Origin of the sequence: Streptomyces sp. NPDC092045 (assembly GCF_044756005.1) — a bacterium.
Taxonomy (GTDB): domain Bacteria; phylum Actinomycetota; class Actinomycetes; order Streptomycetales; family Streptomycetaceae; genus Streptomyces.
Genome location: NZ_JBIVSC010000001.1, coordinates 373,413 through 388,344, shown reverse-complemented (window position 1 = coordinate 388,344; position 14,932 = coordinate 373,413). Strand labels below are relative to the sequence as shown.

The 14,932-nt window shown below is 73.4% G+C and carries 11 protein-coding genes; 8 read left to right on the top strand and 3 right to left on the bottom strand.

Features of this window, described 5'->3' with window-relative positions:
* Nucleotides 1-91 precede the first annotated feature (91 nt).
* Together ACIQKA_RS01845 and ACIQKA_RS01840 are read left to right on the top strand one after the other, a co-directional pair.
* Nucleotides 92-778, top strand: coding sequence for an HAD family acid phosphatase (locus tag ACIQKA_RS01845; RefSeq protein ID WP_402539657.1), 687 nt, complete (start codon nt 92-94; stop codon nt 776-778).
* 38 nt (nt 779-816) lie between these two features.
* Entirely contained in the window at nt 817-1,455 is a 639-nt protein-coding gene (locus tag ACIQKA_RS01840) for a lipoprotein (RefSeq protein ID WP_402539656.1), read from the top strand.
* A 63-nt stretch (nt 1,456-1,518) separates the two neighbouring features.
* Here the strand turns inward: ACIQKA_RS01840 and ACIQKA_RS01835 are convergent, their stop codons facing one another.
* On the bottom strand, nt 1,519-3,057 hold the full coding sequence (locus ACIQKA_RS01835; RefSeq protein WP_402539655.1) for a ricin-type beta-trefoil lectin domain protein: 1,539 nt from the start codon (nt 3,055-3,057) through the stop codon (nt 1,519-1,521).
* Nucleotides 3,058-3,163: 106 nt separating this feature from the next.
* On the opposite strand from ACIQKA_RS01835, the gene ACIQKA_RS01830 reads away from it, so the two are divergent.
* From ACIQKA_RS01830 to ACIQKA_RS01820, 3 genes are all read left to right on the top strand, one after another.
* Nucleotides 3,164-4,573, top strand: a complete 1,410-nt coding sequence (locus ACIQKA_RS01830; protein ID WP_383149967.1) for a class II fumarate hydratase — start codon at nt 3,164-3,166, stop codon at nt 4,571-4,573.
* Nucleotides 4,574-4,721: 148 nt separating this feature from the next.
* A complete protein-coding gene (locus ACIQKA_RS01825; protein WP_402539654.1) occupies nt 4,722-5,387 on the top strand; it encodes a DUF402 domain-containing protein in 666 nt (221 codons plus the stop codon).
* A gap of 310 nt (nt 5,388-5,697) precedes the next feature.
* Entirely contained in the window at nt 5,698-7,638 is a 1,941-nt protein-coding gene (locus tag ACIQKA_RS01820) for a SpoIIE family protein phosphatase (protein ID WP_383149963.1), read from the top strand.
* 79 nt (nt 7,639-7,717) lie between these two features.
* Here the strand turns inward: ACIQKA_RS01820 and ACIQKA_RS01815 are convergent, their stop codons facing one another.
* On the bottom strand, nt 7,718-9,949 hold the full coding sequence (locus ACIQKA_RS01815) for a transglycosylase domain-containing protein (RefSeq protein ID WP_383149961.1): 2,232 nt from the start codon (nt 9,947-9,949) through the stop codon (nt 7,718-7,720).
* A gap of 285 nt (nt 9,950-10,234) precedes the next feature.
* On the opposite strand from ACIQKA_RS01815, the gene ACIQKA_RS01810 reads away from it, so the two are divergent.
* Genes ACIQKA_RS01810 through ACIQKA_RS01800 form a run of 3 tightly spaced genes read left to right on the top strand, consistent with a single transcriptional unit; the run spans nt 10,235 to nt 13,832 of the window.
* Complete coding sequence (locus ACIQKA_RS01810) at nt 10,235-10,759, top strand: helix-turn-helix transcriptional regulator (RefSeq protein ID WP_391093333.1); 525 nt, start codon at nt 10,235-10,237, stop codon at nt 10,757-10,759.
* Complete coding sequence (locus tag ACIQKA_RS01805; protein WP_383149958.1) at nt 10,756-11,439, top strand: ABC transporter ATP-binding protein; 684 nt, start codon at nt 10,756-10,758, stop codon at nt 11,437-11,439. Before ACIQKA_RS01810 ends, ACIQKA_RS01805 begins: the two co-directional genes overlap by 4 nt.
* Nucleotides 11,436-13,832 carry an FtsX-like permease family protein gene (locus ACIQKA_RS01800; protein WP_402539651.1) on the top strand — a complete coding sequence of 799 codons (2,397 nt, stop codon included), beginning with the start codon at nt 11,436-11,438 and terminating at the stop codon, nt 13,830-13,832. The genes ACIQKA_RS01805 and ACIQKA_RS01800 overlap by 4 nt, the downstream gene beginning before the upstream one ends.
* 94 nt (nt 13,833-13,926) lie before the next feature.
* Here ACIQKA_RS01800 and ACIQKA_RS01795 read toward each other — a convergent pair whose 3' ends face one another.
* Nucleotides 13,927-14,901 (bottom strand): LysR substrate-binding domain-containing protein, encoded by a 975-nt coding sequence (locus ACIQKA_RS01795; RefSeq protein WP_383149954.1) that lies wholly within the window; start codon nt 14,899-14,901, stop codon nt 13,927-13,929.
* Nucleotides 14,902-14,932: the final 31 nt, after the last annotated feature.

Genomic DNA, 14,932 nt, shown 5'->3' with positions numbered 1-14,932 from the left:
TCGCCTACCCGTCAGTATGGGGCGCGAGCATGACAAGCACTGAGCAGCACCCACCGATCAGTCCGCATTGGTCGACCTCTCGGGAGCCCCCATGCCCTCCACCCCCCTCCGCGGGCGCGCCGCCGCCGGATCCGCCGCCGCCCTCGCCCTCTCCGCGTTCCTCGTCGTCGGACCCGCGCCCACCGCGTCCGCCGCCTCCGCCTCCACCTCCACCTCCGCCTCCGCCTCCGCCTCCGCCTCCGACCCGAACGACCACCTGGTGTCGACCGCCGCGATCGCCGGCGTCGACTACGCCACCTGGCGCCGCGACGTGGCGGCCGTCGTCGCCGAGGCGCGCCCGTACGTCGAGGAGCGCGCCGAGGACGCCGGGCGCGAGAAGCAGGCCCTGGTCCTCGACATCGACAACAGCTCCCTGGAGACGGACTTCCACCCGTTCTGGGAGCTGCCCACCCCGGCCATCGCCGACGTCCGCGACCTCGTCCGGGACGCCCACGCGCGCGGGGTGGCCGTCTTCTTCGTCACCGCCCGCCCCGGGATCATCCACTCGCTCACCGACTGGAACCTGAAGAAGGCCGGCTACCCGGTCGACGGCCTGTACGTGCGCTCGCTGCCCGACCTGTTCGCCGAGGTCAGCGCGTACAAGACCGAGAAGCGCGCGGAGATCGAGGCCAAGGGCTACACGATCATCGCGAACATCGGGAACAACACCACCGACCTGGTCGGCGGCCACGCCGAGCGCACCTTCAAACTGCCGGACTACGGCGGCAAGCTCTCCTGACGACCTCGCGGGTTCCGGGGGCGGTTACGCTGCCGATCATGAGACTCCCGATACGGCTCCTGGTCCCCGTCGTCCTCGCGGCGGGGCCGCTGCTGACCGGCTGCGGCTCCGAGCCGCGCCCCGGGGCCGTCCCGGAGGCTCCGGCGTCCGTCGCGAAGCCGTCGGACGCCGCGCCCTCGGGGGCGCCCGCCGCCGCGGCCTTCCTCGGCGGGCCGGGGACGGCCTGTCCGCTGCCGGTCTCCTTCTCCCTGGCGAAGGAGTGGAGGCCGAAGGCGATCGAGGACCCCGAGGACCCGGAGTTCGCGGCGCTCACGCGCCAGGGGCCGGCCTTCGCCCGCTGCGAGGTCGACGCCAAGCCCGCCGGGCACGTCGGCTTCCTGCGGGTGTGGACGGCGCGGAAGGGGCCCGCGCGGGCGGCGCTCGAAGGGTTCGTGGCGGCGGACGGGAAGGCTTCGGGCGCCTCGTACCGGGAGACGACGGCGGGCGCGCTGCCCGCCGTCGAGGTGACCTACACGGTGCGGAGCGAAGTCCTCGGCGAGGACAAGGAGGAGCGCGCCTTCGCCGTCGCCACGCCGGAGGGCGCGGTCGTCGTCCACCTCGGCGGGATGGACACCGGGGAGCACCGCGCGATGCTCCCGGCGTACGAACTGGCCCGTACGAGCCTGAGGCTCGGCTGAGCCGTGACCGCGGCCCCCGTCCCTCGCCGGACGGGGGCCGCGGCGCTTCCGGCCGGGTGCGGGCTACGCGAACTTCTGGTTCGCGGAGCCGTCGCAGGCCCGGAGCCCGATCTGCTCCTTCGCCGCGCCCTGGGTGAGGCACATGCCGGTCGCGGTGGCGGGCCGGAGGGTGGCGCCGTCGCGGACGAACTTCTGGTTGGCGCCGCCGTGGCAGTTCCAGAGGATCAGGCCCGTGCCGGCGCGGTACTGGAGGTCGGGCACGTCCACGCAGCGGTCCTGGGTGAGGCCGGTGTGGACGGTCTGCCGGGCGGAGTCGTACCACCAGGTCTGGTTGCGGCCGTCGTGGCAGTCCCAGCCGAGGACCCGGGTGCCGTTGGCGCTGGCGGCGGCGTCGACGTCCAGGCAGTTGCCGGTCGCCTGGTTCCTCAGCGGGCGGTAGGCGTCGTCCCAGGCGAGCGGGAAGAGGGTCGGCTTCCCGGTGGAGTTCACGTCGGCGCAGCTCGCCTCGCGCAGGCCCGAAGCGTAGAGCTGGGTGAGGCAGGCCGCGAAGGCGGCGTGCCCGCGCGCGTTGGGGTGGAAGGACTGGCGGACCGAGTTCTCGTCCGGGAGGCCGGGCTTGGAGAGGTCGATGTAGAGGCCCCGGGCCCAGGGGTCCTCGGTGCAGACCTCGTGGCCGTGGAAGAGGCGGGAGTTGTCGAGGTAGGTGGCGCCGGTGGAGGCGGCGGCCTTCCGCATGCCGCGCTCGAAGGCGGGGACGGCGGTGTTGCGGCCCCAGACGGTGTCGGAGTCGTAGCCCAGGCCGCCGCAGGCCAGTTTGCCGGGGAAGTTCGGGTTGTCGCGGAAGTCGGGTCCGATCGGGCTCGGGTAGCCCATGAGGACGAGCTTGTAGTCGCCGTCGGCGTATCCGGCGTCGCGCATGACCGTCTTGAGGTCGCGGACGGTCTGCTCGACCTTGGGGACGAGTCCGTCGACGCGGGCCTGCCAGCCGGGGGCGTACTTGGGCTCGCAGGCGCCCTGGCTCAGCAGGTAGCGGGTGACGCAGTCGGTCATGACCGGGCCGAACTGGAGGTCGTCGTTGGCCCCGGCGACGAGCAGGACCATCTTGATCCGGGTGTTGCGGGCCTTGATGGCGAGGCTGTCGCTCTGGACGAGCTCGTCGGCGTACTGCCGGGAGCCGCCGATCTTGATGTTGCCGGTGTACGCGCCGGAGCAGGACACGTTGAACGTGAGGTCCGCGGGGATGCCGGTGCGGTGGACGGCGGCCTCGGGAGAGCGGTGGCACCAGTTGGAGGGGCCGTTGGTGGGCGGTTCGTAGGTGCCGACGCCCTCGCCGGAGATCTCGCTGTCGCCGAGCGAGATCAGTCCGCTCCTGCGCTGGTCGAGCGGGCGCTCCTCGGGGCTTCCGTAGATCCTGGTCGCCTCGGCCGCCCGGATGGTCTCCAGGGCGGGGGGCAGGGGTACGGAGGCGACGGCGGCCCTCGTGCCCGTGGTCGTGTCGGCCGCGCCGGCGGGAGCGGTGGCCGCGATCATCGTTCCGAGGATCGCGGCGGCCGTGGCGACGGCGGCGGCGGGCCGGCGGAATCTGTACCTGGTGCGCGTCATTGCGCCTCCTGGAAGTGGGGTTACCCACGGTTTTTACTGGCCGGTACGCGCCTTGGGAATACATCGAACAAGACAAGTGCTCAACTTTTGCGGGAGGTTGGAGAAGATGAACGACAGCGAGCGGGCCGGGGACTTCCGGATCGAGCACGACTCCATGGGCGAGGTGCGGGTGCCCGCGCACGCCAAGTGGCGGGCCCAGACCCAGCGGGCGGTGGAGAACTTCCCCGTCTCGGGCCAGCGCCTGGAGCGCGCCCACATCGAGGCCCTGGCCCGGATCAAGGCCGCCGCCGCCACGGTCAACGCCGGGCTCGGGGTGATCGACGGGGACCGCGCGGAGGCGATCGCCTCGGCGGCGGAGGAGGTCGCGGAGGGGCGCTGGGACGCGCACTTCCCCGTGGACGTCTTCCAGACCGGCTCGGGCACCTCGTCCAACATGAACACCAACGAGGTGATCGCCACCCTCGCCACCGAGCGGCTGCCCGAGGGCCGGGAGGTGCACCCCAACGACCACGTGAACGCCTCGCAGTCGTCCAACGACGTCTTCCCGTCCTCCATCCACATCGCGGCGACCGGCGCCGTGACCCGCGACCTGATCCCCGCCCTGGAGCACCTGGCCGCCGCCCTGGAGCGGAAATCGGCCGAATTCGCGAAGGTCGTGAAGTCCGGCCGCACGCACCTGATGGACGCCACCCCGGTCACCCTGGGCCAGGAGTTCGGCGGCTACGCGGCGCAGGTGAGGTACGGGGTCGAACGGCTGCGGGCCGCGCTTCCCCGGCTCGCCGAACTCCCCCTCGGCGGCACGGCGGTGGGCACCGGCATCAACACCCCGGCCGGCTTCTCCGCGGCCGTCATCGCGGAGGTCGCCCGCACGACCGGACTGCCGCTGACCGAGGCCCGCGACCACTTCGAGGCGCAGGGCGCCCGCGACGGCCTGGTGGAGGCGTCCGGGCAGCTCAGGACCATCGCCGTCTCCCTCACCAAGATCGCCAACGATCTGCGCTGGATGGCGAGCGGGCCGCGCACGGGCCTCGCCGAGATCAACCTGCCCGACCTCCAGCCCGGCTCCTCGATCATGCCGGGCAAGGTGAACCCGGTGATCCCCGAGGCGGTCCTGATGGTCGCCGCGCAGGTGACCGGAAACGACACCACGGTGGCGGTGGCGGGCGCGGCCGGGAACTTCGAGCTCAACGTGATGCTGCCGGTGATGGCCAAGAACCTGCTGGAATCCGTACGGCTTCTGGCCAACGCGTCCCGGCTGCTCGCGGACCGCACGGTCGACGGGATCACGGCCAACGCCGAGCGCGCCCGCGAGTACGCCGAGTCCTCGCCGTCCGTGGTCACCCCGCTGAACAAGTACATCGGCTACGAGGAGGCCGCCAAGGTCGCCAAGAAGTCCCTCGCGGAGCGCAGGACCATCCGCGAGGTGGTCCTGGAGTCCGGCTACGTCGAGCGGGGCGACCTCACGGTGGAGCAGCTGGACGAGGCGCTGGACGTGCTGCGGATGACGCACCCGTAGAGGTCCCGCGGAGCGGGAGGCGGGAGGGGCCGGCCGGCCCGCCGGCGGCCCCGCGCACCCCGTGCGCCGGCCCCCGCGCACCCCGCGCGCCGGCTCTTCCGTGACCCGGACCGCAGCGGCGGTGGGAGCGCGCCCCTAAGATCTGCGCATGACAGGATCGGACGGTTCTCAGCACTGGGCGCCGGGGGACCACGTCCTCTGGCGCTACCGCGGCAACGGCACCGGGGCCGTGCACATCTGCCGGCCGGTGACGGTCGTCCAGGACGGTCCCGAGCTGCTCGCGGTCTGGATGGCACCCGGCACCGAGTGCGTCCGGCCCGTGCTCGCCGACGGCACCTCCGTCCACGACGAGCCGCTCGCCACCCGCTACACCGCTCCCCGCACCACCGAGCGGGCCCGCTGGGCCGGCAGCGGGGTGCTGAAGCTGGCCCGGCCCGGCGAGCCGTGGTCGGTGTGGCTGTTCTGGGAGCGCGGCTGGCGCTTCCGGAGCTGGTACGTGAACCTGGAGGAGCCGCGGACCCGCTGGTCCGGCGGCGTCGACTCCGAGGACCACTTCCTCGACATCTCCGTCTACCCGGACCGCAGCTGGCTGTGGCGGGACGAGGACGAGTTCGCGCAGGCCCGGCGGTCCGGTCTGATGGGCCCGGAGCAGGCGGCGCGGGTGCGGGCCGCCGGGCGGCTCGCGGTGGAGCGGATCGAGGCGTGGGGGGCGCCGTTCGCGGACGGCTGGGAGCACTGGCGGCCGGATCCGGCCTGGCGCATTCCGGAACTGCCGGCGGACTGGGATCGCACCCCGGCGCACACCGGGCCGTGAGACCCTTGATGCGCCCCAGGGGTCCAACCGTAGGATCGTCCTCCGCACGCCGGAGACGGACCGCACGGCACGTCAGACCTACCGAACAGTACGTCAGCGACCGAACAGCACACTGGACCTGACCGCCAGTCACCACGAGGGGGAGAGCAGTGCCGGACGTCTGCCCGGGTGTTCCGACCCCCGTCGCCGCCGCGCCCAGCGGAGCGTCCGCATCCGCCGCACACGAGGGGTTTATCCCCGCCGAAGGCGCGGCATCGGCGAGAAGAGCGAGTGCATCGCACCACCGGCCCGGACGGACGGAATCCCACGCGTGACGGAGCATCCCACCTCCCACGAAGGCCGGCAGCCGCTGGCTGCCCGGCCGCAGGAACGCGCGCGCCCCCGCCAGGAGGCGGCGGCCGGCCTGCCCGACGTGCCCGCGCAGCCGGGCGGAGCACCGGTCCCCGGTGCGGAGTCCCCGGCGGCGCCCGGCGCGCCCCTCGGGACCGGCGCCCCGGGCGGCTCCGCCGCCGTGGCCGTCGCCGTCTCCCCGCAGCCGTCCGGCGGCGGGACCACGTCGGCGCGGCGGGAGGGCGAGCGGCTGCGGTTCGTCGGGGCGGCGACCCGCCGCATCGCCCGCGGCATCGACCTGGACGAGATCGTGCTCGGCCTGTGCCGGGCGACCGTGCCGACGTTCTCCGACGAGATCCTGGTCTACCTGCGCGATCCGCTGCCGGTGGGCGACGAGCGCCCGGTGGCGCCGTTCGTGCTGCGGCTGCGCCGGACGGACCGGCTGCGGTTAACGGACCCGGAGTCCGAGGAGCTCGTCCTCGTGCCCGATCCGGATCCGACCCCCGCGGCCGAACTCTGCGAGGTGCGGTCCGGAGGAGCGCTCGCCGAGGTGCTGCGCGGGGTGCGGCCGGTCTTCGGCGACTCCGCCGCCGCCCGGGAGGCGCTGTCCGAGCTGCTCGGCACCGACCACCCGCTGCCCGGCGGGCTGCGGGCGATACTGGCTCCGCTGCGCGGCCGGCGCCGGGTGATCGGCGCGGCCGTGTTCCTGCGCCGTCCGGAGCGGGCCGGCTTCGAGCCGAACGACCTGCTCGTGGCGGCGCAGCTGGCCACCCACACGGCGCTCGGCATCGACAAGGCGGTCCTGTACGGCCGGGAGGCGTACATCGCGGACGAGCTCCAGCGGACGATGCTGCCGGACTCGCTGCCGCAGCCGACCGGGGTCAGGCTGGCCTCGCGCTATCTGCCGGCGGCCGAGACGGCCCGGGTGGGCGGCGACTGGTACGACGCGATCCCGCTGCCCGGCAGCAGGGTCGCCCTGGTCGTGGGCGACGTCATGGGCCATTCCATGACGTCGGCGGCGATCATGGGCCAGCTGCGCACCACCGCGCAGACCCTGGCCGGGCTCGACCTGCCGCCGCAGGAGGTGCTGCACCACCTGGACGAGCAGGCGCAGCGGCTCGGCGAGAACCGGATGGCCACCTGCATGTACGCGGTGTACGACCCGGTCTCGCACCGGATCACGGTGGCGAACGCCGGCCATCCGCCGCCGATACTGCTCCATCTGGGCGGGCGCGCGGAGGTGCTGCGGGTGCCGCCGGGCGCGCCGATCGGGGTGGGCGGGGTGGACTTCGAGGCGGTCGAGCTGGACGCCCCGGCCGGCGCCACGCTGCTGCTGTACACCGACGGTCTGGTGGAGTCCCGGCTGCGGGACGTGTGGACGGGGATCGAGCAGTTGCGGGAGCGCCTGGCGGCGACCGCGCAGCTGACCGGTCCGGACCACTCGCCCCCGCTGGAGGCGCTCTGCGACGACGTCCTGGACATGCTGGGCCCGGGCGACCGGGACGACGACATCGCGCTGCTCGCGGCCCGGTTCGACGGGATCGCGCCGAGCGACGTGGCGTACTGGTTCCTGGATCCGGAGGACGCGGCCCCGGGCCGTGCCCGGCGGCTCGCCCGGCGGGCGCTGGCCCGCTGGGACCTGGAGGAGCTCACGGACTCGGTGGAGCTGCTGATCAGCGAGGTCGTGACGAACGCCGTGCGGTACGCGGAGCGGCCCGTGACCCTGCGGCTGCTCCGTACGGACGTGCTGCGCTGCGAGGTCGGCGACGACTCCCCGCAGCTGCCCCGGCAGCGGCGGGCGCGGGACACCGACGAGGGCGGGCGCGGCCTGTTCCTGGTGAACCGGCTGGCCCGGCGCTGGGGGGCGACCCGGCTCTCGGGCGGCAAGGTGGTCTGGTTCGAGCTGGCGACCCGTACCTGAGCGGGGCCGTCCCGGACGGCCGGAAGGCCGGACCCCCGAGGGGGTCCGGCCTTCCGTGCGTCTCCGTGCGGCGGCCCCGTTATCGCGGTGCCGTCGGGCGGACGGGCCTGCCGGTCGTGTCGCCGCCCGGCTCGGGGTCGGTGCCGCCGCCGTCGGGCGGTTCGACGGAGGGCGGCGGGGACGGCTCGCCGGTCGTCGGCTCGTCGGTGGTGGGCGTCGGCGGGGTGGTGGCCGGGTCGCTCGTGCGGGTCGGCGGGGTGGTGGCGGGTTCGGTCGCCGGCGGGGTCGTGGTGCCCGGGGAGGCCGTGGTCGGCTCGTCCGTCGGCTCCTCGGGGCCCTCGGTGGTCGCGCCGGGGTCGGGCTCGACGGCGTCCGTGCCGTCGGTCTCCAGGTCGAACCGGGCGTCGGAGCCGCCGTTCAGGGCGCGGGTCGTGTAGTCGCCCCAGATCTGGGCGGGCGTGCGGCCGCCGTTGGCGCGGCCCTGGTTGATGGTGTTGGTCAGGGTGACCTGGTTGCCCTTGGCGTCCTCGCCGAAGAGGCCGACGGCGGTGACGAGTTCGGGGGTGTAGCCGACGAACCAGGCGGAGCGGTTGTTCTCGGAGGTGCCGGTCTTGCCGGCGGCGGCGTAGTCCCCGGCGGCGCGGGTGCCGGAGCCGCTGCGCACGACGCCGGTCATGGCCTTGGTGGCGGTGTCGGCGGCCTCGCGGGTGATGACCTGGTCGCCGATCGCGTCCGCGGCCCGGACCGTGCGGTCCCGGTGCTCGGCGGTCTTCACCAGGGTCGGGGTGACCCGCTTGCCGTGGTTGTCGAGCGTGGCGTAGACGCCGGCCATGTCCAGGGTCGAGGCGTTCATGACGCCGAGGGAGATGGCGGGGGCCTCGGGGAAGTCCCTGCCGTCCCTCATGCCGAGGGCCAGGGCGGTCTTCTTCACCTTGGCGGGGCCGACGTCGACGATCATCTGGGCGTAGACCGAGTTGATCGAGCTGTTGGTGGCCCTCTGGACGGTGACGGGGCCGTAGCTGCGGTCGTTCTCGTTCTGCGGCTTGAAGGGGATGTCGCTGCCCACGACGGGGCGCCTGCTGTCGCCGTCGTAGATCGTGCCGAGGCCGATGTGGCGTCCGTCCTGGGTCTTCGAGTGGTTCTCGATCGCGGAGGCGAGGACGATCGGCTTGAAGGTGGAGGCGGGCTGGTAGTCGCGGCGGGTGGCGTTGGAGATCCAGTGCTCGGTGGCGCCGACGCCGCCGTACATGGCGACGACCGCGCCGGTCTTCGGGTCGACGGAGGTGGCGCCGGCCTGGACGACGGCGTGCTTCTCGTTCCCCTTGCGGTCGAGCTTGGACTCCAGCTGCCTGTCGACCGCCTTGACGAGGGCCTTCTGCTTCTTCTCGTCGATGTTGAGGGTGAAGGTCCAGCCGCCGGCCTTGATGTCCTCCTCGCTGACGCCCCGGCGCATCAGCTCCTGGTTGGCGGCCTCGACGAGGTAGCCGGTCTGGCCCTCCATGCCGGGGAGCGGCTTGGGCTTCTGCGGCGCGGGGAACTTCATGCCGGCGCGCTCGGAGGGCGACAGCCAGTTCTGCTCGACCATGTTGTCGAGGACGTAGTTCCAGCGCTGTTCGACGAGCTTGCGGCCGGTGGCGTTCGCGGAGGTCCAGTCGTACTGGTTGGGGGCCTGGAGCAGGGCGGCGAGGTAGGCGCCCTGGGCGGTGGTGAGGCGGGAGGCGTCGACGCCGTAGTACGAGCGGGCGGCGGCCTGGATGCCGTAGGCGCTGCGCCCGTAGTAGCTGGTGTTCATGTACCCGGCGAGGATCTCGCTCTTGCCCATGTTCTGGTCGACCTTGAGGGCGATGACCATTTCCTTGAGCTTGCGGGTCGCCGTCTGGTCCTGGCTCAGGTAGTAGTTCTTGACGTACTGCTGGGTGATCGTCGAGCCGCCCTGCTTGCCCTTGCCCGTGACGGTGGACCAGGCGGCGCGGGTGGTGCCCTTGATGTCGACGCCGTTGTCCTTGTAGAAGGTCTTGTTCTCGGCGGCGACGAACGCCTGCTGGACCTGCTCGGGGATCTTGTCGAGGCCGACGATCTCGCGGTTGATCTCGCCGGTGCGGGCGAGGATCTTGCCGTTGGAGTACTTGTAGATGTTGCTCTGCATCGTCGCCTCGGCGTTGGCCGTCGGCACCGGGACCATGAGGTAGACGACGTACAGGGCGCCCATGCCGAGCAGGCAGCACACGATGAAGGTGCCCAGGAGCTTCTTCCAGGAGAAGAGGCGGCGTATGCCGCTCTTCCTCGCCTTGCCCGTCTCAGGTCGGCCCATCTGTCCTGTCGCTCCGCTCGTCGTGTGTCCCGGCGCTCCGGCGCGTGTCCGCGCGGGCCGGATCAGCTCAGCAAGCTAACACCGACAGGACGGACATAGGAGACCGATCACGTCTTTTCAGGACGTGAGAATCAGCACCCACACCCAGAGGAACCGACGCTCCCGCCTGTCGAACGGTTGCGTGAAGGGAGCATTCCGCTTGTCTCGACCGCTCGCCGGGCACCCGTCCACCCTCGCTCCGACCTCTATACATCGCAGGTATACACACCATGTACAGTGACCGGCATGTCCATCGGTCACACCCTCCTCGGGCTCCTGGAGTCCGGCCCGCGCCACGGCTACGACCTCAAGCGCGCCTTCGACGACAGATTCGGCCACGACCGGCCGCTCCACTACGGCCAGGTCTACTCGACCATGTCCCGGCTCCTGAAGAACGGCCTCGTGGTCGTCGACGGCGTCGAGGCGGGCGGCGGGCCCGAGCGGAAGCGGTACGCCGTCACCGAGGCGGGCGTCACCGATGTCGCCCAGTGGCTCGCCACCCCCGAGAAGCCGGAGCCGTACCTCCAGTCCACCCTCTACACCAAGGTCGTCCTGGCCCTGCTGACCGGTCGCGGGGCCGCCGGGATCCTCGACGCCCAGCGCTCCGAGCACCTGCGCCTGATGCGCGAGCTCACCCGGCGCAAGAAGGACGGCGACCTGGCCGACCAGCTCATCTGCGACCACGCCCTCTTCCATCTGGAGGCGGACCTGCGCTGGCTGGAACTGACCGCCGCCCGGCTCGACCAGCTCGCCGAGGAGGTCCGCCGATGACCTCCGCGCCGCTCCTGCGGGCCACCGGCCTCGACAAGGCCTACGGGCCGACCCCGGCGCTCGCGGGCGCCGACTTCTCGCTGCGGGCCGGCGAGGTCGTCGCCGTCATGGGCCCCTCCGGCTCCGGCAAGTCCACGCTGCTGCACTGCCTGGCCGGGATCGTCCGCCCCGACGCGGGCACCATCGCCTACGACGGGCGGGACCTCACCGCGCTCTCCGACCGCGAGCGCAGCTCCCTGCGCCGCACCGACTTCGGCTTCGTCTTCCAGTTCGGCCAGCTCGTCCCCGAGCTGACCTGCGCGGAGAACGTGGCCCTCCCGCTGCGCCTCAACGGCGAGAAGCGCAAGGCCGCCGAGGCCAGGGCCGTCGAGTGGCTCGCCCGCCTGGAGGTCGACGCCGTCGCCGGCAAGCGCCCCGGCGAGGTGTCCGGCGGCCAGGGCCAGCGCGTCGCCGTCGCCCGCGCGCTCGTCACCGCCCCGCGGGTCGTCTTCGCCGACGAGCCGACCGGCGCCCTCGACTCCCTCAACGGCGAACGGGTCATGAGCCTGCTCACCGAGGCCTCCCGGGACACCGGCGCCGCCGTCGTCCTCGTCACCCACGAGGCCAGGGTCGCCGCCTACTCGGACCGCGAGATCGTCGTCCGCGACGGACGCGTGCGGGACGCGGAGTGGGCGGCATGAAGCTCCGCACCCGGGGGGTGCCCCGTGGATCGTTCCGGGCCCGCGACCTGGCGCTCGGCGCCCGGTTCGCCGTCACCGGCGGGCGCCCCGGCCTGCTCCGCACCCTGCTGACCGCCACCGGCGTCGGCTTCGGAGTGGCGTTGCTGCTGCTCGCCGCCTCGCTGCCGAACATCCTCTTCCAGCGGGAGGTGCGGGAGGCGGTCCGCGCCGTCGACGGGAGCCGGGAGGTCACCGCCCCCGGGCCCGACACCTTTCTCCACCTCACCCGCACCACCGTCTACCGGGACGACGTCGTCTCCGGGCTGCTGCTGCGCGCCGAGGGCGACGCGCCCCCGGTCCCCCCGGGCGCGACCGCGTTCCCCCGGGCCGGCGAGATGCTGGTCTCCCCCGCGCTCCGCGACCTGCTCGACTCCCCCGAGGGCGCCCTGCTCAGGCAACGGCTCCCCTACGAGGCGGTCGGGACCCTCGGCAAGGACGGGCTCATCGGCCCGGCCGACCTGCGGTACGTCGCCCACGCCGACTTCCTCGACACCGACAACTTCGACGGGCGCGGCCGGCGCTTCGGCTGGTCGGTGCCCGAAGAGCCGATGAACGCCTTCATGATCCTGCTCGTGGTCGTCGCCTGCGTCGTCCTGCTGCTGCCCGTGCTCGTCTTCGTCGCGACCGCCGTCCGCTTCGGCGGCGAGCAGCGCGACCGGCGGCTCGCGGCGCTCCGGCTGGTCGGCGCGGACGTCCCCACGACCCGGCGGATCGCGGCCGGCGAGTCCCTCGCGGGCGCGCTCCTCGGCCTCCTGGCCGGTGCCGGACTCTTCGCGGTGGCCCGGCAGTTCTCCGGCTTCTTCACCATCTGGGACGCCAACGCCTTCCCCTCCGACGTCGTGCCGATGCCCGCGCTCGCCGCCCTCGCCGTCGTCGTGGTCCCGGTCGCCTCGGTCGTGGTCACCCTCGTCGCGCTGCGCGGGGTGGCGATCGAGCCGCTCGGCGTCGTCCGGTCCTCCGCGCCGCGCCGCCGCCGGCTGTGGTGGCGGCTGCTGCTCCTGGCGGCCGGCGCCGCCCTGCTCGCCCCGCTCATGGGCCGGGTCGAGGTGACCGAGACCAGCATCGACACCGTGCCCGTCGTGACCGGCACCGTCCTCTTCCTCGTCGGTCTGACCACACTGCTCCCGTGGCTGGTCGAGGCCGGGGTGAAGCGGCTGCACGCGGGCCCGGTGGCCTGGCAGCTCGCCGTCCGCAGGCTCCAGCTGAGCAGCGGCACGGCGGCCCGCGCGGTCAGCGGCATCGTCGTCGCGGCCACCGGCGCCATCGCGCTCCAGATGCTCTTCCAGGCGATGGAGAACGACTTCACGCTGCCGACCGGCGAGGACCCGTCCCGCAGCCGGATCGCCGTCGGCTTCAAGGGCAGGACCGCCGCAGAGGCCCGCGACATCACCGCCCGCTTCACGCGGACCGAGGGCGTCGACGAGGCGATGTCCGTCCTCGAGTCGAACGCGTGGCGGCCCGGCCCCCTGGAGAAGGACAGGGAGTTCGCCCCGTCGGCCTCGGTCAGGGTCGGCGACTGCTCCTCCCTGCGGGAGTTCGCCGCCCTGCCCTCCTGCCGGGACGGCGACGTGTTCGTCGCCCTCGCGCACGGCGCGCAGGGCGCCCCGGACGACGCGCGGATCACCGCGGTCGTGCGGCCGGGCGCCACGGTCGCCCTGCGCGACCCGCACCCGCCGGAGGGCGGACCGGAGCGGCCCGCGACCGGCCCGCTGCCCCGGTGGACGATCCCCGCGCGCGCGAAGGTCGTGGACTCCCGCCCCGACCCGACGGGCATGTACCGGTACGGCGTCCTCGCCACCCCGTCGGCGATCGACTCCGCCCTGCTCGACGCGCCCTACGCGCAGAGCATGATCCGGATCGACCCGGCCGTGCCCGACGCCGCCGAGCACGTGCGGAACACGGCGGCCGCGATCGACCCGACCGTCTGGGTGAGGGACCTGAAGGACACCGAGCGCGACGCGGCCTTCTCCAGCGTCCGCACCGGCATCCTCGTCGGCTCCACCCTGACGATGCTCCTGGTGGCGGCCTCGCTCCTGGTCACCACTCTGGAGCAGCTCAGGGACCGCAAGCGGCTGCTCTCCTCGCTGGTCGCCTTCGGCACCCGGCGCTCCACCCTGAGCTGGTCGGTGCTGTGGCAGACGGCGGTGCCGATCGTCCTCGGCCTGGCCCTCGCCGTGGTGGGCGGGCTCGGCCTCGGGGTCGTCCTCCTGAAGATGGGCGGGCAACAGGTCCGGGACTGGTGGGTGTTCCTGCCCGTCGTCGGCGTCGGCGCCGCCCTGATCGCGCTGGTGACGCTCCTGAGCATGCCGGTCCTGTGGCGGCTGATGCGCGCGGACGGGCTGCGCACGGAGTAACCCGTCGACCGCGCGTACGGATACGGGCGGCGGTTCCCGGTGCCGGGGGGCTCCGGGAGCCGCCGCCCCTCACGCGCAGCCGGTGCCGGGGGTCTCAGGAGCCGTCGCCCACCACGCGTACCGGCAGTCCCCTCATCGCTCCCCGCAGCGCCTCCGCCAGCTCCTGGAACTCGGCCTGCCGGGCCGCGCCCGTCCGCATCGCGAGGGCGATCCGGCGCGAGGGGGCCGGATCGGCGAAGAGCCCGGTCCACAGGGCGGTGTTGCGGGCGGTCTCGACCGTGACGGCGGTGCGCGGCAGCAGGGTCACCCCGAGCCCGCCGGCGACGAGCTGGACCAGGGTGGCGAGGCCGGCCGCGGTGGTGGTGACCTCGGCGCCGTCCGGGCGCCCGGCCTCGCGGCAGATGTCGAGGGCCTGGTCGCGCAGGCAGTGCCCCTCGTCCAGGAGCAGCAGCCGCAGCTCCCCCAGGGCCTCGCGCGGGATGTCGTCCCGCCCGGCCAGCGGGTGCCCGGCCGGGGTGACCAGGACGAAGTCCTCGTCGAAGAGGGGCAGTTCGGTGACGCCCGGCACCCCGAGCGGGACGGCGAGGAGGAGCAGGTCGAGCCGTCCGGCCGCGAGCCCCTCCAGGAGCGAGGAGGTCTGCTCCTCGTGGACCTGGAGGTCGAGCTCCGGGTAGCGCCGGTGGACCAGGCGCAGGACGGTCGGCAGCAGATAGGGGGCGACGGTCGGGATCACGCCGAGCCGCAGCGCCCCGGTGAAGGGGGCGCGGGCCGCCTCCGCCTCCTCCATCAGCCCGGCCACCGCGTCGAGGACCGTCCGCGCCCGCACCGCGAGCCGCTCCCCCGCGGGCGAGAGCAGCACCTTCCGCGTCGTACGCTCAAGGAGCTGGACACCGAGTGCCTCTTCGAGTGCCGAAACCGCGCCCGAGAGCGCGGGCTGGCTCATGCCGATGGCGGCCGCCGCGTCACGGAAGTGCAGATGCTCGGCGACCGCCGCGAACGCTCTGAGCTGGGAGAGGCTCGGCTGCTTGGTGCGGTGCGGGCCGTGCGGGGGGCTGTACGGGGATGCCACTGATAACCACCTTCGATCAACCCGACCCACT

Coding starts and splice junctions, on each gene's coding strand:
- ACIQKA_RS01825 (WP_402539654.1), top strand. CDS start 4,722: ATGACAGGATCGGACGGTTCTCAGCACTGGGCGCCGGGGGACCACGTC.
- ACIQKA_RS01805 (WP_383149958.1), top strand. CDS start 10,756: ATGACCTCCGCGCCGCTCCTGCGGGCCACCGGCCTCGACAAGGCCTAC.
- ACIQKA_RS01810 (WP_391093333.1), top strand. CDS start 10,235: ATGTCCATCGGTCACACCCTCCTCGGGCTCCTGGAGTCCGGCCCGCGC.
- ACIQKA_RS01800 (WP_402539651.1), top strand. CDS start 11,436: ATGAAGCTCCGCACCCGGGGGGTGCCCCGTGGATCGTTCCGGGCCCGC.
- ACIQKA_RS01830 (WP_383149967.1), top strand. CDS start 3,164: ATGAACGACAGCGAGCGGGCCGGGGACTTCCGGATCGAGCACGACTCC.
- ACIQKA_RS01815 (WP_383149961.1), bottom strand. CDS start 9,949: ATGGGCCGACCTGAGACGGGCAAGGCGAGGAAGAGCGGCATACGCCGC.
- ACIQKA_RS01840 (WP_402539656.1), top strand. CDS start 817: ATGAGACTCCCGATACGGCTCCTGGTCCCCGTCGTCCTCGCGGCGGGG.
- ACIQKA_RS01845 (WP_402539657.1), top strand. CDS start 92: ATGCCCTCCACCCCCCTCCGCGGGCGCGCCGCCGCCGGATCCGCCGCC.
- ACIQKA_RS01835 (WP_402539655.1), bottom strand. CDS start 3,057: ATGACGCGCACCAGGTACAGATTCCGCCGGCCCGCCGCCGCCGTCGCC.